General features: G+C 70.6%; 17 protein-coding genes. 12 read left to right on the plus strand and 5 right to left on the minus strand.

The annotated features are described in order from the left end of the window. Positions 1-165: 165 nt before the first annotated feature. From OG753_RS29165 to serA, 4 genes are all read left to right on the plus strand, one after another. Entirely contained in the window at positions 166-2,052 is a 1,887-nt protein-coding gene (locus OG753_RS29165) for an acetolactate synthase large subunit (RefSeq protein ID WP_314244265.1), read from the plus strand. Between the two features lie 31 nt (positions 2,053-2,083). Beyond that, positions 2,084-2,608 carry an acetolactate synthase small subunit gene (gene ilvN / locus OG753_RS29170; RefSeq protein WP_030010002.1) on the plus strand — a complete coding sequence of 175 codons (525 nt, stop codon included), beginning with the start codon at positions 2,084-2,086 and terminating at the stop codon, positions 2,606-2,608. Positions 2,609-2,740: 132 nt separating this feature from the next. Then, entirely contained in the window at positions 2,741-3,742 is a 1,002-nt protein-coding gene (gene ilvC / locus OG753_RS29175) for a ketol-acid reductoisomerase (protein WP_327264593.1), read from the plus strand. Positions 3,743-4,051: 309 nt separating this feature from the next. Next, on the plus strand, positions 4,052-5,641 hold the full coding sequence (gene serA / locus OG753_RS29180) for a phosphoglycerate dehydrogenase (protein ID WP_327264594.1): 1,590 nt from the start codon (positions 4,052-4,054) through the stop codon (positions 5,639-5,641). Positions 5,642-5,730: 89 nt separating this feature from the next. Here the strand turns inward: serA and OG753_RS29185 are convergent, their stop codons facing one another. Further along, positions 5,731-7,287 (minus strand): MFS transporter, encoded by a 1,557-nt coding sequence (locus tag OG753_RS29185; RefSeq protein ID WP_405790747.1) that lies wholly within the window; start codon positions 7,285-7,287, stop codon positions 5,731-5,733. Positions 7,288-7,376: 89 nt separating this feature from the next. On the opposite strand from OG753_RS29185, the gene OG753_RS29190 reads away from it, so the two are divergent. After that, entirely contained in the window at positions 7,377-7,955 is a 579-nt protein-coding gene (locus tag OG753_RS29190) for a TetR/AcrR family transcriptional regulator (protein ID WP_327264596.1), read from the plus strand. A gap of 122 nt (positions 7,956-8,077) precedes the next feature. Continuing rightward, positions 8,078-8,962 carry a hypothetical protein gene (locus OG753_RS29195; protein ID WP_405790749.1) on the plus strand — a complete coding sequence of 295 codons (885 nt, stop codon included), beginning with the start codon at positions 8,078-8,080 and terminating at the stop codon, positions 8,960-8,962. A 37-nt stretch (positions 8,963-8,999) separates the two neighbouring features. Here the strand turns inward: OG753_RS29195 and OG753_RS29200 are convergent, their stop codons facing one another. Beyond that, positions 9,000-10,223 carry a PucR family transcriptional regulator gene (locus OG753_RS29200; protein ID WP_405790751.1) on the minus strand — a complete coding sequence of 408 codons (1,224 nt, stop codon included), beginning with the start codon at positions 10,221-10,223 and terminating at the stop codon, positions 9,000-9,002. Positions 10,224-10,383: 160 nt separating this feature from the next. Between OG753_RS29200 and OG753_RS29205 the strand changes: the two genes are divergently transcribed. Both OG753_RS29205 and pruA read left to right on the plus strand, forming a co-directional pair. Then, on the plus strand, positions 10,384-11,310 hold the full coding sequence (locus tag OG753_RS29205; RefSeq protein WP_030725499.1) for a proline dehydrogenase family protein: 927 nt from the start codon (positions 10,384-10,386) through the stop codon (positions 11,308-11,310). A 31-nt stretch (positions 11,311-11,341) separates the two neighbouring features. Further along, the gene (gene pruA / locus OG753_RS29210; protein ID WP_327264599.1) at positions 11,342-12,973 is read left to right on the plus strand and encodes an L-glutamate gamma-semialdehyde dehydrogenase; all 1,632 of its coding nucleotides are present in this window, start codon (positions 11,342-11,344) and stop codon (positions 12,971-12,973) included. Positions 12,974-13,085: 112 nt separating this feature from the next. Here the strand turns inward: pruA and OG753_RS29215 are convergent, their stop codons facing one another. Continuing rightward, positions 13,086-13,787 (minus strand): nitroreductase family protein, encoded by a 702-nt coding sequence (locus tag OG753_RS29215; protein WP_327264600.1) that lies wholly within the window; start codon positions 13,785-13,787, stop codon positions 13,086-13,088. Between the two features lie 114 nt (positions 13,788-13,901). On the opposite strand from OG753_RS29215, the gene OG753_RS29220 reads away from it, so the two are divergent. Beyond that, the gene (locus OG753_RS29220; RefSeq protein WP_327264601.1) at positions 13,902-14,420 is read left to right on the plus strand and encodes an SMI1/KNR4 family protein; all 519 of its coding nucleotides are present in this window, start codon (positions 13,902-13,904) and stop codon (positions 14,418-14,420) included. Further along, the gene (locus tag OG753_RS29225; protein WP_383197146.1) at positions 14,420-14,968 is read left to right on the plus strand and encodes a GNAT family N-acetyltransferase; all 549 of its coding nucleotides are present in this window, start codon (positions 14,420-14,422) and stop codon (positions 14,966-14,968) included. The genes OG753_RS29220 and OG753_RS29225 overlap by 1 nt, the downstream gene beginning before the upstream one ends. Before the next feature lie 6 nt (positions 14,969-14,974). On the opposite strand, the gene OG753_RS29230 is transcribed toward OG753_RS29225, so the two are convergent. Both OG753_RS29230 and OG753_RS29235 read right to left on the minus strand, forming a co-directional pair. Then, a complete protein-coding gene (locus OG753_RS29230; protein WP_405790754.1) occupies positions 14,975-17,005 on the minus strand; it encodes a phosphocholine-specific phospholipase C in 2,031 nt (676 codons plus the stop codon). A gap of 119 nt (positions 17,006-17,124) precedes the next feature. Then, positions 17,125-17,307 (minus strand): hypothetical protein, encoded by a 183-nt coding sequence (locus tag OG753_RS29235; protein ID WP_405790755.1) that lies wholly within the window; start codon positions 17,305-17,307, stop codon positions 17,125-17,127. Positions 17,308-17,451: 144 nt separating this feature from the next. On the opposite strand from OG753_RS29235, the gene OG753_RS29240 reads away from it, so the two are divergent. After that, positions 17,452-17,790 (plus strand): hypothetical protein, encoded by a 339-nt coding sequence (locus OG753_RS29240; RefSeq protein WP_405790756.1) that lies wholly within the window; start codon positions 17,452-17,454, stop codon positions 17,788-17,790. 260 nt (positions 17,791-18,050) lie between these two features. After that, positions 18,051-18,179 (plus strand): hypothetical protein, encoded by a 129-nt coding sequence (locus OG753_RS29245; RefSeq protein ID WP_327264606.1) that lies wholly within the window; start codon positions 18,051-18,053, stop codon positions 18,177-18,179. Positions 18,180-18,229: the final 50 nt, after the last annotated feature.

An 18,229-nucleotide genomic window follows, 5' to 3' on the forward strand; every position in this document is an offset into this window, starting at 1 on the left:
ACCCGAATTCTCGTACTTGGAAAGCGCGTCGGCTGAAGCTGGGACCTGCATGTCCCCGCTCAACACACCCGACGCGCTCCCCTCGCTTGCCTCCTGGCACGAGGGGTTTTTTGTTGCACTGGCACAGAGTCGAATCCGCGTAAAACCCTCAGCTTCGAGAAGAGAATGCCGATGACCGAGCAGGCCACCGGGGCCCACCATCCGCAGCCGCGGCCCCGTTCCGGCGGACAGCAGTCCGCCGCAGTTGAGCACGTCACGGGTGCGCAGTCCCTCATCCGCTCTCTCGAAGAGGTGGGGTGCGACACCGTTTTCGGAATTCCGGGCGGCGCCATCCTTCCCGCGTACGACCCGATGATGGACTCGAAGAAGGTCCGTCACATCCTGGTCCGCCACGAGCAGGGGGCCGGTCACGCCGCCACCGGCTACGCGCAGGCCACCGGCAAGGTCGGCGTCTGTATGGCCACCTCCGGCCCGGGCGCCACCAACCTCGTCACCCCGATCGCCGACGCGCACATGGACTCGGTCCCGCTCGTCGCGATCACCGGTCAGGTCTCCTCCAAGGCGATCGGCACCGACGCCTTCCAGGAGGCGGACATCGTCGGCATCACGATGCCGATCACCAAGCACAACTTCCTGGTCACCAAGGCCGAGGACATCCCGCGGACGATCGCGGAGGCCTTCCACATCGCGGCCACCGGCCGTCCCGGCCCGGTCCTGGTCGACATCGCCAAGGACGCCCTGCAGGCGAAGACCACCTTCTCGTGGCCGCCCGCCCAGGACCTCCCCGGTTACCGGCCGGTCACCAAGCCGCACGCCAAGCAGATCCGCGAGGCTGCCAAGCTCATCTGCCAGGCCAAGCGCCCGGTTCTGTACGTCGGCGGCGGCGTGATGAAGTCCGGCGCGACCGCCGAGCTGAAGGTCCTCGCCGAGCTGACCGGCGTCCCCGTCTGCACCACCCTGATGGCGCTGGGCTCCTTCCCCGACAGCCACCCGCTGCACGTCGGCATGCCGGGCATGCACGGCAGCGTCACCGGCGTCACCGCGCTGCAGAAGTCGGACCTGCTGATCGCCCTCGGCACCCGCTTCGACGACCGCGTCACCGGCAAGCTGGACAGCTTCGCCCCCTTCGCCAAGATCATCCACGCGGACATCGACCCGGCCGAGATCGGCAAGAACCGCGCGGTCGACGTCCCGATCGTCGGTGACGCCCGCGAGGTCATCGCCGACCTGATCCAGGCCGTCCAGGCCGAGCACACCGAGGGCAACGCAGGCGACTACACCGCCTGGTGGAACGACCTCAGCCGCTGGCGCGACACCTACCCGCTGGGCTACGACCTGCCCGCCGACGGCAGCCTCTCGCCCCAGCAGGTCATCGAGCGGATCGGCGCGCTCGCCCCGAAGAGCACGATCTTCGCGGCGGGCGTCGGCCAGCACCAGATGTGGGCCTCGCACTTCGTCAAGTACGAGGAGCCGCGCACCTGGCTGAACTCCGGCGGCGCCGGAACCATGGGCTACGCAGTCCCCGCCGCGATGGGCGCCAAGGTCGGTATGCCCGAGCGCACGGTCTGGGCGATCGACGGCGACGGCTGCTTCCAGATGACCAATCAGGAACTGGTCACCTGCGCCCTGAACAACATCCCGATCAAGGTCGCGATCATCAACAACGGCGCGCTGGGCATGGTCCGCCAGTGGCAGACCCTGTTCTACAACCAGCGGTACTCCAACACCGTTCTGCACGCCGACGAGACCGGTCACGACACGGTCGGCTCCCAGCTCGGCGAGTCCATCGCGCCCCGCAAGGGCACGCGCGTCCCGGACTTCGTCAAGCTGTCGGAGGCCATGGGCTGCGTGGCGCTGCGCTGCGAGGACCCGGCCGACCTGGACAAGGTAATCGCCGAGGCCAACGCGATCAACGACCGCACCGTCGTGATCGACTTCATCGTCCACGAGGACGCCATGGTCTGGCCGATGGTCGCCGCCGGCACCTCCAACGACGAGGTCATGGCAGCCCGGGGCGTCCGTCCCGACTTCGGCGACAACGAAGACGACTGAGCCGAGAGAGCCGAGAGAGAGAACGCCTCACATGTCCAAGCACACGCTCTCCGTCCTGGTCGAGAACACGCCCGGCATCCTCGCCAGGATCGCCGCGCTGTTCTCCCGCCGCGGGTTCAACATCGACTCCCTCGCGGTCGGCGTCACGGAGCACCCCGACATCTCCCGCATCACCATCGTCGTCAACGTCGAGGACCTCCCGCTGGAGCAGGTGACCAAGCAGCTCAACAAGCTGGTCAACGTGCTCAAGATCGTCGAGCTGGAGTCCCACAACGCCATCGAGCGCGAGCTCGTCCTGGTGAAGGTCCGCGCCGACAACGAGACCCGCTCGCAGATCGTCGAGATCGTCCAGCTGTTCCGCGCCAAGACGGTCGACGTCTCCCCGGAGGCCGTCACCATCGAGGCCACCGGCGGCTCCGACAAGCTCGGCGCGATGCTCAAGATGCTGGAGCCCTTCGGCATCAAGGAGCTCGTCCAGTCCGGAACGATCGCCATAGGGCGTGGCGGCCGGTCCATCACGGACCGCAGTCTGCGCGCGCTCGACCGCAGCGCCTGACCCGCCGGCCCGGCCCGGCGGACACGTCGGCCGGGTCAGACACGCTCTGCTCGCATAGCGAGACCGAGAAACTCAGATTCCGTTCCCCGCCGTACGGTGGGAGCAACACCAGCGCACCAAGGAGATATCCCAGTGGCCGAGCTGTTCTACGAGAACGACGCCGACCTGTCCATCATCCAGGGCCGCAAGGTCGCGGTCATCGGTTACGGCAGCCAGGGCCACGCCCACGCGCTGTCGCTCCGTGACTCCGGCGTCGACGTCGTCGTCGGTCTGAAGGAGGGCTCGAAGTCCAAGGCCAAGGCCGAGGAGCAGGGTCTGAAGGTCGTCCCCGTGGCCGAAGCCGCCGCCTGGGCGAACGTCATCATGATCCTCACGCCGGACCCGCTGCAGGCCGAGATCTACGAGGAGTCCATCAAGGAGCACCTCGAGGAGGGCGACGCGCTCTTCTTCGGCCACGGCTTCAACGTCCGCTACGGCTTCATCAAGCCCCCGGCCAACGTGGACGTCGCCCTGGTCGCCCCGAAGGGCCCGGGCCACCTGGTCCGCCGTCAGTACGAGGAAGGCCGCGGCGTGCCCTGCATCGCCGCCGTCGAGCAGGACTTCACCGGTTCCGCCTTCGCGCTCGCGCTCTCGTACGCGGCCGGCATCGGCGGCACCCGCGCCGGCGTCATCAAGACCACCTTCACCGAGGAGACCGAGACCGACCTGTTCGGTGAGCAGGCCGTCCTCTGCGGTGGCGCCTCCGCGCTGGTCAAGGCCGGTTTCGAGACCCTGACCGAGGCCGGCTACCAGCCGGAGATCGCGTACTTCGAGTGCCTGCACGAGCTGAAGCTCATCGTGGACCTCATGTACGAGGGCGGCCTGGAGAAGATGCGCTGGTCCGTCTCCGAGACCGCCGAGTGGGGCGACTACATCACCGGCCCCCGCGTCATCACCGACGCCACCAAGGCCGAGATGAAGAAGGTCCTCGCGGAGATCCAGAGCGGAGAGTTCGCCAACACCTGGATGGCCGAGTACAAGGCCGGTCTGCCGAAGTACAACGAGTACAAGAAGGCCGACGAGGCGCACCTGCTGGAGACCACCGGCAAGAAGCTGCGCAAGCTGATGAGCTGGGTCGACAGCGACGAGAGCTGATCGGGTGACAGTGGGGCCGGGACACCTGAGGTCCCGGCCCCACCGCGCATCACCGGAGGGCCGCGGCCGTCCGGACGGACGGGGTACCGGGGCCCGGGAATCCGGCCCTCACGGGCCCGGGTTGTCCACCTCGGCCAACCACGGACGGGTGATCCTTCCGTACAGGCGGAAAGCCGGCCCGTCGGCGCCACTACACTGCTCAACACATACGCGTCAGGCCCACAGTGTCGTGCGTCTTCCACGCGGCTACCCCCTCCACCGCCTGCGGCCGTCGGGACGGCCGTCCGCACTGGACTTGTGAGGACCCACGTGAGCTCGAAACCTGTCGTACTCATCGCCGAAGAGCTGTCGCCCGCCACCGTGGAGGCGCTCGGACCGGACTTCGAGATCCGGCACTGCAACGGCGCCGACCGCGCCGAGCTGCTGCCCGCGATCGTCGATGCCGACGCGATCCTCGTTCGCTCCGCCACCAAGGTCGACGCCGAGGCCATCGCCGCGGCCAAGAAGCTGCGGGTCGTCGCGCGCGCCGGTGTCGGCCTGGACAACGTGGACGTCTCCGCCGCCACCAAGGCCGGCGTGATGGTCGTCAACGCCCCGACCTCGAACATCGTGACCGCGGCCGAGCTCGCCTGCGGCCTGCTCGTCGCCACTGCCCGCAACATCCCGCAGGCCAACACCGCCCTGAAGAACGGTGAGTGGAAGCGGAACAAGTACACGGGTGTCGAGCTCAGCGAGAAGACCCTCGGTGTCGTCGGCCTCGGCCGCATCGGCGTCCTCGTCGCGCAGCGGATGTCGGCCTTCGGCATGAAGATCGTCGCGTACGACCCCTACGTACAGCCCGCGCGCGCCGCCCAGATGGGCGTCAAGATGCTGGCGCTGGACGAGCTGCTGGAGGTCGCCGACTTCATCACCGTGCACCTGCCCAAGACCCCCGAGACCCTCGGTCTCATCGGGGACGAGGCCCTGCACAAGGTGAAGCCGTCCGTCCGCATCGTCAACGCCGCCCGCGGCGGGATCGTGGACGAGGCTGCGCTGTACACGGCCATCAAGGAGGGCCGCGTCGCCGGCGCCGGTCTCGACGTGTACGCGAAGGAGCCCTGCACGGACTCCCCGCTCTTCGAGCTCGACCAGGTCGTCTGCACCCCGCACCTCGGCGCGTCCACGGACGAGGCCCAGGAGAAGGCCGGTGTCTCGGTCGCCAAGTCGGTGCGACTCGCACTCGCCGGTGAGCTCGTGCCCGACGCGGTCAACGTCCAGGGCGGCGTCATCGCCGAGGACGTACGTCCGGGCCTGCCGCTCGCCGAGAAGCTCGGCCGCATCTTCACCGCCCTCGCGGGCGAGGTCGCGGTCCGCCTCGACGTCGAGGTCTGCGGCGAGATCACCCAGCACGACGTCAAGGTGCTGGAACTCTCCGCCCTCAAGGGTGTCTTCGAGGACGTCGTCGACGAGACCGTCTCCTACGTCAACGCCCCGCTGTTCGCGCAGGAGCGTGGCGTCGAAGTCCGCCTGACCACCAGCTCGGAGTCCCCGGACCACCGCAACGTGGTGACCGTGCGCGGCACCCTGTCGGACGGTCAGGAAGTCTCGGTCTCCGGCACGCTCGCGGGCCCGAAGCACCTTCAGAAGATCGTTGGCGTCGGCGAGTACGACGTGGACCTGTCGCTCGCCGACCACATGGTCGTCCTGCGCTACACCGACCGCCCCGGCGTGGTCGGCACCGTCGGCCGCGTGCTCGGCGAGGGCGGTCTGAACATCGCGGGCATGCAGGTCGCCCGTGCCGAGGCGCACGGCGAGGCGCTCGCCGTCCTCACCGTCGACGCCGCGGTACCGGCGAACGTCCTCGCGGACATCGCCTCCGAGATCGGCGCCGTCTCGGCGCGCACGGTCAGCCTCGCCTGAGTCCTTCGGGGCAGTGACGTGAAGGAAGGGCCCGGGGGACGCCCCCGGGCCCTTCCGCATTCCCGCGGCCCCGTGCCGCACAGGACCGTTCAGTTGTACGTCGCCTCGTGGACGCGGGCTCCGTCGCCCGCGGCCGGCTCCGCCGCGGGCGGGGCGGGAGCTTCGATCCCGCGCATCAGAGTCGCGGCGAGCACGGCCGCCCCGAGCAGCAGCGCCGTACCGCCCCAGGCCGCGTACTGCATGCCGTGGACGAAGGCCTCCCGGGCCAGGGCCAGTACCTGCTCGCCCGCGGCGCCGCCCACCTGGTGGGCGGTGGCGACGGCCCCGCCCAGGGTCTCCCGCACCGCGGGCTCGGAATCCGTAAGGTCGCTGCGGTACACGGTGGTGCCCAGGCTCCCCAGCAGGGCCATCCCGAGCGCCCCGCCGAACTCCTGGCCGGTCTCCAGCAGCGAGGCGGCGGTCCCGGCCTTCTCGGCGGGGGCCGAGGACAGGGCCAGGTCGGACACCAGGGACATCACGGTGACGATGCCCGAGGCCAGCAGCCCGGCACCGACCAGGAGCAGCCACAGGGAGTCCGTCCCGACCAGCCCGAGCAGGGCGAACCCGGCTGCGGCGAGGACGAACCCGCCGGCGATGACATGGGCCCGGTCCGTCTTCAGCGCCAGGGCCGCGCCGACCGGCGCGGCGGCGCCGATCACCACCGAGGGCGCGAGGCTCCACAGGGCGGCTTCCAGGGTGCCCATGCCGAGCACCGACTGGAGGTACTGGGTGGTGAAGTAGGCCGAGCCCATCATGGCGAACGCGGCGACGGTGTTCAGGCCGATGCCCGCCCCGAAACCGCGGCCCCGGAACAGTTCCCGGCTCACCATGGCGTCGTCACGGGTGCGCTGGCGGCGGACGAAGAGGTGTCCGAAGGCCAGGCCTACGGCGATGCAGCCCACGTACGCGGGCTCGAAGCCCTCGGCGGCGATCTCCTTGAGCCCGTAGACGACCGGCAGCACGGCCGCCATGGACAACGGCACGCCCAGCAGGTCGAAGCGGCCGGGGGCGGGGTCCTTGAACTCCGGTACCAGGACCGGGACCAGGATCAGCAGGAGGAGCATCGCGGGCACGTTGATGAGGAAGACGGAGCCCCAGTACCAGTGGTTCAGCATCACTCCGCTGAGCACCGAGCCGAGGGCGATGCCGCCGGTCATGGCCCCGGACCAGATGGCGATGGCCTGCCCGCGCTGGCGGTCGTCCTGGAAGAGGTTCCGTACGAGGGCCAGCGTGGACGGCATCAGGGTCGCGCCGCCGATGCCGAGCAGGACACGGGCCACGATCAGCATCTCGGCGCTGGTGGCGAAGCCGGCGCCGATCGAGGCGAGGCCGAAGGCGCTCGCGCCGATCAGGAGCAGCTTGCGGCGCCCGATCCGGTCGCCGAGCGAGCCCATCGTGATGAGCAGGCCGGAGAGGGCGAAGGCGTAGCTGTCGAAGATCCAGAGCTGCTGGGTGGAGCTCGGGTCCAGCTGTTCGGTGATGGCCGGGACGGCGAAGTAGAGGACGGAGACGTCCATCGAGACCAGGAGCAGCGGCAGCAGGAGGACGCAGAAGGCTGTCCATTCGCGGCGGCCGGCACGTCGCGCTGTGGCGGCGGGAGTTGTCATGAGCAGAAATGTACAGACGTATTAAACGCTTGTCTATGACGGATGTATGAAACTGTTGTCTGGGACGGTTGTCTTGCTACCGTTCGGTCATGGGACATCGCGAAGATCTGCTCGAAGGCGCCAAGAAGTGCCTGGTCGAGAAGGGGTTCGTGCGCACCACCGCGCGCGACATCGTCAGCGCCTCGGGGGCCAACCTGGCCTCCATCGGGTACCACTACGGCTCGAAGGACGCCCTGCTCGCCCAGGCCTTCATCGGTCTGATCGAGGAGTGGGGCGCGGGCTTCCAGGACGGCCTCGAGGGCGAGGGCGGCTCGCTGGAGCGCTTCCGCGCGCTGTGGGAGGGCGTGCTGGCGCAGCACGAGAAGTCGGGTCCGGTGTGGGCGGCCAGCCTGGAGGTGGCGCTCGGCCGTGACGAGCGGCCGGAGCTGCGGTCGATGCTCGCGGCCTCGCAGGCCGAGGGGCGCCGCGGGTTGATCTCGATGCTCACCGGCACCCCGGAGGACCGGCTCGACGAACGGGACGTCCGCACCCTGGGCAGCTTCTACCAGGCGCTGCTCAACGGCCTGATGATCCAGTGGCTCTTCGATCCGGAGTCGGCGGCCACCGCCGAGGAGTTCACCGAGGGGATGCGCCGGGCCGCCGAGGCGATGACCCGGTCCCACGGATAACCGGAGCCGGAACCACCGTCGGCCGCTCCCCGTCCCAGCCCCGAATCGGCCCTGGACGAGGGGGAGTCACCGTGGTGCGAGCGACAGTGGGAGTGCGGGCACGAGCGCGAGCGCGAGCGCGAGTGGGCGCCGTGCTGTGCGGCCTGGCGGTGGCGGCCCTGACCGCCGGATGCGGTGCGCCCGGGCCGCAGCCGGGCCGGGGCATCGTCCACTGTGCCCCGCCGGACACCCGTACGCGCATGGAGCAGGTGGCCGCGGCCTGGGAGGACTCGGCGGTCGTCAGGCGGTGGCGCGAGGGCTTCCACCCCCTGGACCCCCAGGACTGGCAACCGCCGGGCGGTTTCCGCTCCGGCGAGGACAAGGCCGCCCACGCGGCGGGGAACTTCGTCCTGCGCACCGGGCTGCCCGACGCGCTCCCGCCGGCCACCGCGGTCCAGTGGCCCGACGGCAGCACGCTCACCCTGCCGCTGCGGACCGCTGCGCAGGCGTACGGCGAGATCGACCGGGTCCCCGACCGGGCCCCTGACCGCGACCAGGCACTGGCGGTCACGGCCGTCCGCTTCGGCGGGACGACCGTGCGCACCAGCCGCGGCCCGGCCCGGGTGCCCGCGTGGCTGTTCACGGTGGAGGGGTACGACACCCCGCTCGCCCGCATCGCCGTGGCACCGCAGGAGGCCGTGACACCCCCGATCGTGCCCGTGGACGATCCCGACGGCACCACGGCCCGGCTGTTCGGCCACCGGTCAGCCCCGGAGGCGACGACCCTCAGAGTGTCCGCGAGCCACGGAAGTTGTGACGCCGGCGTGGCCGTGGACGTGCTGGAGAGCGCCGGCACGGTGGTACTGGCCGGGCGGATCCTGTCCGGCGCGCCAGGGCCGGGGGTGGTGGCCTGTGACGCGATGCTGCGCGTGCAGACCGTCCAGGTCGCGCTGAGCCGGCCGGTGGGGGGCCGGATCGTCGTCGACGCCACGACGGGCGGGGCGCTGGAACAGACCGGGGACAACTGACCGCCGACCGAACCCCGTTGCCGCCCCCGGACAGTCCCTAGGTCAGCCGGGAGGCCTTGAGGGCCATGTGGAGCAGCAGGCGGTCCTCGCCCTCGTCCAGGTCGAGGCCGGTCAGCTGCTCCACCCGGCCGAGGCGGTAGTAGAGCGTCTGGCGGTGGATGCCCAGGGCCGCCGCCGCGCGGCCCGCCTGTCCGGCGCAGTCCAGGAACACCTCGGCGGTACGGGCGAGTTCGCGATGGGCCGGAGTGAGCAGGGTGCGGGCCGCGGGATCGTCCACCGGGTCGGAGGTGAGGGTCGCCAGCAGCCGGTACGGGCCGATCGCCGACCACTGGGCGACCGGGCCGAGCCGGGGCTGGGCCACCGCCGCCCGCGCGGCGGCGACGGCCTGTTCCCAGGCGGCGGGCAGGTCCGCGAGGCCCCGTACGGGATCGGCGACGCCCGCCGTCACGCGCGGGGCGGTGTCCGCGCCGCCCGCCGAGGCCGGGTCCGCCGCGCGCGGGAGCAGCCTGGTCACCGCCGCCAGGGCCGGGGTCAGCGCGTCCGTCGAGCGCAGCCGGAGCAGGACCGCCAGGGCCGTGCCGTCCCCGGGCCCGGACCCGGGCCGGGTACCGCCGCCGCCGGGCTCGCCCGCGGCCCGCCGCGGTACGACGCACACCGCCGCCGCGCCGGGTACCGACGCCGGAGCCTCCCCGGGCCAGGGCGTGACGCAGACCGCCGCGTGCGGGCCGTCCCCGCCCGGGCCGAGGGCGACCCGCAGCGCCGCCACCGCCATGTCCTGCTGCCAGCCCCGTCCGGCCGTGAGCACCGCCAGGAACTCCCGCGACAGGTCGGCCCCCGCCTTCGCCTCCTCGGCGAGCAGCACCCCGATCCGCTCGGCCACCTCCATGGCCGCGTCCAGGGCCGCCGGTTCGGGCCCGGGCGTGCCGGGCTCCTGGTCCAGGAGCCATACGTAGCCCTGGACGATGCCCCGGTACCGCACCGGAAGGCAGATCCGGCCGCGGAGGACCCCCGCGTCGGGCGTCGCCGGGATCCGGACGGGCCCCGTGGCGCGGGCGATGCCGAAGCCCTCGAACCAGGACCGGACGTCCGCCGTCGACTGCCGCGTGAGGATCGAGCGGGTCCGGACCGGGTCCATGGCGAGATCGTCGTCGCTGTCGTGGGCGCCGAAGGCGATCAGCCGGAAGTCCCGGTTCTCCAGGGTCGCCGGGGCGCCGAGCAGCGCGGAGATCTCGTCCACCAGGTCCTGGTAATCGCCCTTCACGCGGCCATTCTCCCACCCCGCAACGGACCCTTCAGACAGATGTATGAGATCCGGGACACGGATGCGTGACAGCTGTCGATGGCAGAGGATCAAAGCGATCCTTAGGTTTCACGGTGGTTTTACTTGCGCTTTTCTTCTGCCACCCGCTGGAGGTGCCCCCGTGCTGGGTCCCGTGATCCTCGCCGCTTCGCGCAGCGACAAGATGCGTCGTATCGTCTCCGCCGCCCCGGTGACCAAGCCCGTGGTGAACCGGTTCATCCCCGGCGAGACCGTCGACCAGGTGATCCCGATCGTCGAGGAGCTCACGCAGGCCGGCCTCGAGGTCACCCTCGACGTGGTGGGCGAGGACATCACCGAGGTGGCGCAGTCCCACGCCGCCCGGGACGCCTACCTCCAGCTCATCGAGCGCCTCGCGGAGCTCGGCCTCGGCGAGAAGGCCGAGATGTCCGTCAAGCTGTCGATGTTCGGCCAGGCGCTGGAGGGCGGCCACGAGCTCGCCCTCGCCAACGTCCGCCCGGTCGTCGAGGCCGCCGCCGCCATCGGCACCACCGTGACGCTCGACGCCGAGGACCACACCACCCTCGACTCGATGTTCGCCATCCACGAGGAGCTGCGGAAGGACTTCCCGCAGACCGGCTGCGTGATCCAGGCGTACCTCTTCCGCACCGAGGCCGACGCCCGGCGCCTGGCCGCCGCCGGCAGCCGCGTCCGCATCGTGAAGGGCGCCTACAAGGAGCCCGCCGAGGTCGCGTACCTGGACAAGGCGGAGATCGACAAGGCGTACGTCCGCATCCTGAAGATCCTGATGGACGGCGAGGGCTACCCGATGATCGGGTCGCACGACCCGCGTCTGATCGCCATCGGCCAGGAGCTCGCCCGCAAGGCCGGGCGCAAGCTGGACGAGTACGAGTTCCAGATGCTGTACGGCATCCGCAGCGAGGAGCACCTGCGGCTCGCCGCCGAGGGACACCGCATGCGCGTCTACACCGCCTACGGGACGGACTGGTACGGCTACTTCATGCGCCGCCTCGCTGAGAAGCCCGCCAACCTGCTCTTCTTCGTCCGCTCGATGATCACCAAGAACTAGCCAAGAACTAGGTCAAGGAGTTACCAGCCCCATGGATGCTGTGACCCAGGTCCCCGCTCCGGTCAACGAGCCGGTCCACTCGTACGCCCCCGGCACCCCGGAGCGCACGCGGCTCGAAGCGCAGCTCAAGCAGCTGTCCGAGAACCCGATCGAACTTCCGATGACGATCAACGGCGTCAAGCGGATGGGCGCCGGCGAGCGCTTCGACGTGGTTCAGCCCCACGACCACAAGTCGGTGCTCGGCACCTACGCCAACGCCACCGAGGCCGACGCGCAGGAGGCCATCGACGCCGCCCTGGCCGCCGCCCCGGCCTGGCGCGCGATGTCCTTCGACGACCGCGCCGCGATCATCCTGCGCGCTGCGGAGCTGCTGTCCGGCCCGTGGCGCGAGAAGCTCGCCGCCTCCACCATGCTGGGCCAGTCGAAGACCGCCCAGCAGGCGGAGATCGACACCCCGTGCGAGCTCGTCGACTTCTGGCGCTTCAACGTCCACTTCGCCCGCCAGATCCTGGCCGAGCAGCCGGTCGCGAACTCCGCCGGCGTGTGGAACCGCAGCGACCACCGCCCGCTCGAGGGCTTCGTCTACGCGATCACGCCGTTCAACTTCACGGCCATCGCGGGCAACCTGCCGACCGCCCCCGCCCTCATGGGCAACGTGGTCCTGTGGAAGCCGTCCCCGACGCAGACCCACTCCGCGATCCTCCTCATGGAGCTCCTGGAGGAGGCCGGCCTGCCGAAGGGCGTCATCAACCTGGTGACCGGCGACGGCATCGCGGTGTCGGAGGTGGCCCTGAACCACCCCGAGCTGGCCGGCATCCACTTCACCGGCTCGACCAAGACCTTCCAGTACCTGTGGAAGACGGTCGGCAACAACATCGAGAAGTACAAGTCCTACCCGCGCCTGGTCGGCGAGACCGGCGGCAAGGACTTCGTCGTCGCGCACCCCTCCGCGGACCGCGCCGTCCTGAAGACCGCCCTGACCCGCGGTTCCTTCGAGTTCCAGGGCCAGAAGTGCTCGGCGTCGTCGCGCGGCTACGTTCCGGCCTCGATCTGGAACGACGGCTTCAAGGAGGCCTTCGCCGCCGAGGTCGACGGCATCTCCATGGGTGACGTCCGCGACCTGACCCACTTCATCGGCGCCGTCATCGACGAGCGTTCCTTCGCGAAGAACAAGGCCGCGATCGACCGTGCGATCGCCGACCCGACCTGCGAGATCATCGCCGGTGGCACGTACGACGACTCGGAGGGCTACTTCGTCCGCCCGACCGTCATCGCGTGCACCGACCCGGAGAACGAGGTCTTCACGACCGAGTACTTCGGCCCGATCCTGGCGATCCACGTCTACGAGGACGCCGACTTCGACGCGATGCTGGCGCAGATGGAGTCCGTCTCGGCGTACGCCCTGACCGGCTCGATCATCGCCGCCGACCGCTACGCGGCCGCGGACGCGATGGAGAAGCTCCGCTTCGCGGCGGGCAACTTCTACATCAACGACAAGTCGACCGGCGCCGTCGTCGGCCAGCAGCCCTTCGGCGGTGGCCGTGCCTCGGGTACGAACGACAAGGCGGGCGCCGCGTCGAACCTGATGCGCTGGACCTCGACGCGCTCCATCAAGGAGACGCTGGTCGCGCCGACCGAGTACCAGTACCCCCACATGGGCTGATCCGCCCCCGCAAGACCCCCGCCCCCGCTCCGGTACCCCCAATTCCGGAGCGGGGGCGGTATCCATTTCCCCTGCCTAGGCCCGGTCCGGTCCGGTCCGGCCCGGTCCGCTCCTAGACCTCCACGATGACCTGGTCCAGGGACTTGCGGACGAGGTCCGGGACCTCGCAGTCGTCCGCCGGGTAGCCCACCGGGATGACGGCGAAGGCCTTCTCGTTCTCCGGGCGGTCCAGGACGTGGCTGAGGAAGCGCATGGGGCTGGGGGTGTGGATCAGCGCCGCCAGCCCGGACAGGTGGAGGGCGGACAGGAGCATGCCGACCGCGATGCCGACCGACTCGTCGACGTAGTAGTGCTTGTGCCTGGTGCCGTCCGGGCCGAGCCAGTAGCGCTGCTGGAAGACCACGATCAGCGCGGGGGCGTCCGTGAGGTGGGTCTTCACCGCGTCCGTGCCGATGGGGCGTAGGGCGGCGAGCCATTCGTCGCCGAGCCGGCCGTCGTAGGACAGCTGCTCCTCCTGCTCGGCGGCGGCGCGGATCTGCTGCCGCTTGGCCGGGTCCTTGACCAGGACGAAGGTCCACGGCTGCTGGTGCGCCCCGGAGGGGGCGGTGGCCGCGCAGGCGACGGCGTCCCGGACCACCTGCTCGGGCACCGGGTCGGGGGAGAAGTGGCGTACGGTCCGCCGCTCGTCCATCCGCGCCCGCAGCCCGGCGGCCCGCGCCAGGGATTCGTGCTGCGGCATCCGCTCGGGCCGGTAGGGCGCGGGACGGTACGGCTGGCCGTGGATCGGGGTCCACTGCTGGGTGTTGGGGGACATGGGCCGAGTCTGCCGAGGCATTGGTCCAGACCGCTAGAGGCGCTTCGGCCGATGGCGGCCGGTGTACGGCGTTCGGCGTCCGCAATGCGGTCCGGTCCTTGGTACGTTCGCAGGATGACCATGTGGGACGCGGCGGCCGTACGGGCGCGGCTGCGCGCGAAGATCCTCCGGTACGAACTCAGGCCGCCCCTCCCGGAGGCCGATGTCCGGGCCTTCGAGGCGGAGCACGGCATCCGGCTGCCCGAGGAGTACCGGACGTTCGTCACCACGGTCGGCGACGGACCGGCGGGCCCCGAGTACGGGCTGATGCCGCTGATCACCCCGCGCGCGGGGGTCGACGACGACTGGGCGGTGGACGACGAGTGGCGGGAGGACCGCCGCCCCGGCCGGCTGGCCGCGCCCTGCCCGATCCGCACGCCCCGTCCGTTCGACGTGAACCGCAGGTTCGACGAGGCCGAGGGGCTGACCCTGGGCACGCTCATGCTGGCCGAGCAGGGGTGCGGCATGTATTCGAGGCTGATCCTGGCCGGGCCGCTGGCCGGTCAGGTCTGGCACCTGGACCAGGATTTCGGGACCTGTGTGCCCGAGAGCCCGGACTTCCGGACCTGGTACACCGACTGGCTGGAGAAGTGATGGACACGCGGACCGCGCACACCGCGCACACCTCGCAGCTGACCGCCGCCGAGCTCCGCGAGATCCGGGTCATGCTCGACGAGGCCTTCGACGGGGATTTCGCCGACGAGGACTTCGAGCACGCCCTCGGCGGGATGCACGCCCTGGTCCGGGACGCGGGCGGACGGCTCGTCGCACATGGCAGTGTCGTCATGCGGCGCGTCGTGCACCGGGGGAGTGCCCTGCGCACCGGGTACGTCGAGGCCGTGGCCGTTCGGGCCGACGCACGGCGCCGCGGCCTCGGCGGGAAGGTGATGGCGCGGCTGGAACAGGTGATCGGGCGGGCGTACGTGCTCGGGGCGCTGTCGGCCTCCGAGGACGGGGCCGCGCTGTACCTGGGCCGCGGCTGGGAGGTGTGGGGCGGGCGCATCGGCGCTCTCTCGCCGCAGGGCCCCGTCCCGCTCCCCGAGGAGGAGGGGTCCACGTACGTGTGGACGCCGCCCGGCAGGATGCGGCTGGACCCCGCCGGGCGGCTCGACTTCGACTGGCGCGACGGGGACGTCCTCTAGGTCCTGCTACGACCCCGAGATGCTGGGCGCGCCCGATTCGATGTGCCCCGTGTAGCGGCGCGACCAGGTGCCGTCGGAGTCGGCCAGGATCGTGAAGTCGTACCAGCCGTTGCTGTAGGCCACGGCGTTGAACCAGTCCTCTCGCGAGGAGTTCGCCGGGACCGCGTACGTCCACGGGCCGTCCGTGCGGTAGGCGTTGGAGCGGATGGTGAAGGTGACGGGGGAGCCGGAGGAGTTCTTCATCCGGAAGTAGACCGCCGTCCTGCCGGTGCCCGGCTCGACCGCGAAGCGGGCCGCCACCTCGATGTCCTTGCCCGGCTTCGACGCGTCGCCGATGAAGCGGCGCAGGAAGCGGTTCGGCCCGTGCATCGAGATGTCGTACTTGCCGGAGCCGTGGCCGAGGCCGATGTTGAAGTAGTCGCTGCCGGTGGTGCCCGGGTCGACCGTGTACTGCCAGGCCGCCGTGTCCCGGTGCTGGTGCGGGTGGATCGAGAAGTGCGCCGCCCGCTTCGCCTCGGCGCCCTGGTTGGTCATCGAGAACCAGGCCAGGATCTTGCCGGCCGCCCCGAACTCGAAGCGGTCCAGGTTGCCGTTCACCTGGTACGGCAGGGCCCGCGCCGGGCGGGTGCCGGGCTCCTGTGCCGGGAGGGCGTTGTCCTGCGGTACCGGGTTGGGGAGCGGGGCGCAGGTCGACTGCCCGATCACCCTGGCGGTCGACGGGAGGCCCGCGGGGACCCCGAAGACGGGGTGCGCGAAGTCGAAGACGCCGGTCAGGTCGCCGGTCACCCTGCGGCGCCAGGCGCTGATGTTCGGGCAGGTGGCGGGGGTGCCGAGAGCGGCCGTCCACGTCTCCATGAAGCGCAGGACCGAGGTGTGGTCGAAGACCTCCGAGCTCACCCAGCCGCCACGGGTCCACGGGGACATCACGATCATCGGGACGCGGAAGCCGAGCCCGATCGGCGTGCCGTCGAGGTACTCGCCGGGGGTGCCGGGCGGGGCGACCGGCGGCGGGACGTGGTCGAAGAAGCCGTCGTTCTCGTCGTAGTTGAGGAAGAGGACCGTGGAGTCGAAGACTTCGGGGTCCGCGGCCAGTGCCCGGTACACCAGGTCCACGAAGTGCGCGCCGTCGCCGGGCGGGGCGTAGGGGTGCTCCGAGAAGGCCTCGCTGGCGACGACCCAGGACACCTGGGGCAGGGTGCCCGCGAGGACGTCGGCGCGTATCGCGGCCGCGATGTCGTCGGGGGTGGAGCCGGTGACCTTGGGCACCGAGCCCATGCCGCGGTCCCACAGCGGGTTGCCGGGGGCCGCGTCCGTGAACCTCTTGAAGTAGGCGAGCCCGTTGTCCCCGTAGTTGTCCTGCGCGTTCTGGTAGACCTTCCAGCTCATCCCGGCCCGCTGGAGGGCCTCCGCGTACGTCTCCCAGGTCAGCCCCGATTCGTCGCCGCCGTCCTTGCTGGAGGCGTCGATCCGGCCGCTCCACAGGAAGGTGCGGTTCGGGCCCGTCGCGCTGAGGGTGGAGCAGAAGTAGGCGTCGCAGATCGTGTAGTTGTCGGCGAGGGCGTAGTGGAAGGGGATGTCGCCGCGGTCCAGGTGGCCGAGGGTGCGGGTGTTGCCGACACCGAGGACCCAGTTGTCCATCCGGCCCTTGTTCCAGGCGGCGTGCTGGGAGGTCCAGCTGTGCGGGAGGTCGCCGTTGCACTGGGCGAGCGTCTCGCCGTCGACCCCGCCCGCCGGCGGGGTCGAGCTGAGCTTCCACGGGTACTGACGGCCGCCCCAGTTGGGCTGGTTGAACATGCCCCAGCCGCCCGGGATGTTGCCCGCGGCGCGGTCGCCGAAGCCGCGGACGCCCTTCAGCCTGCCGAAGTAGTGGTCGAAGCTGCGGTTCTCCTGCATCAGGATCACCACGTGCTTCACATCGGTGATGGTGCCGGTCGCGGCGGCCGCGGCCGCCGTCGCCGACGTGACCGCGGGCAGGGTGGCGCCCGCCACGAGCCCGGCACCGATCCCCACGAAACCTCTGCGGCTGATGGGTTTCACTGGCTTCTCGCCTCCAACTCACGTGCCCCGCTGGCACATCGACGGCAAGAGTGGCGGCGCCCGGGTCAAAGGTCTACATCCGTGCGGTAAGAGTTCGGTGAACATGGTGGTCGCCGGAATCAGCCACCGGTCCGGACCGGCATCCTGCCCAGGTTGTCCCCGCGGAGCATGCCCAGGAAGGCCTCCACCGTGGGGTCGAACCCCTGGATAACGGTGGTGCCGGTGCCGATCCGGCCGCTGCGCAGGTGGGGTACCAGGAACTCCGCCGGCTCCTCCTGGAGATTGGTGTGATGGCGAACCAATACCCCTTCCAGCCGAAGGGACTTGTGTACGACCTCGAACAGGTTGCGGGGCGCGGCCGGCGAGCGGTCCTTGTTGTACGTCGAGATCGCGCCGGCCCACGCGATCCGCCCGTACTCGCGCAGCGAGTCGATCGCCCCCTCCGGATGGTCCCCGCCGTCAGGTGGCGGACGTCGGCCGCCGAGTCCGCGCTGCCGATGATCCGCCGGGCACCCGGCAGCCGGGCGGTCGCCCTCGGCCCGATCTGCGACCGCGGCCGCGGCGGGGCCGCGCCCACCCCGGCGGGGGAGCGGGCCGTCGCCCTCGCCCGCCGGATCCTGCGGATGCCGGAGCTGTCCCTGAGGGAGGCCGCCGAAGCCTTGGACATCACCGATCTGGACCCTGAGGGGCCGGTGAGGCAGGTGGGGTACGTCACTACGGCGGAATCGGCCTCGATTCTCGCCGCAGGTGCTCTGATCAGGGAATTTCGCTCCGGGAAGGGCTGAAACGGACCCTCGGCGCAGGGCCTTTCGAGGGGCCTTGCGTCTCAGATAGTAGGAAGCCCGAGTATTTGCCGAGACATACAACGGGACCTGCTTTAGCTTTGTAGAAGCCGAACGTCTCGCCGATCCGGCGAATGGCGGTCGAGAGCGCGCGCCCCTGGCAGGCAACCCCTGCGGCGCACTGCTCCCCGCCTCTTCCGGCGCCTTGAAGGAACCCCTCATCCGTGGCTTCGCCACGCCGTGATCTCAAGGAGTCGATCACCATGACCTCTTCCACCGCCACCCGCCGCGTCCGCCACAGCTCCGCCTCGGCCGACGACCGCAAGAACGCCGCCGCCGCCCTGCAGCGAGCCCTGGACCGCCGTGACAACGGCGGCTCGACCGGCCACTGACCTGCGACGCCCCGGGGCATTCTGTGTCCGCCACGATCCACCTTGGTCCA

The organism is Streptomyces sp. NBC_00029 (assembly GCF_045160505.1).
In the GTDB taxonomy this organism is placed as follows: Bacteria; Actinomycetota; Actinomycetes; order Streptomycetales; family Streptomycetaceae; genus Streptomyces.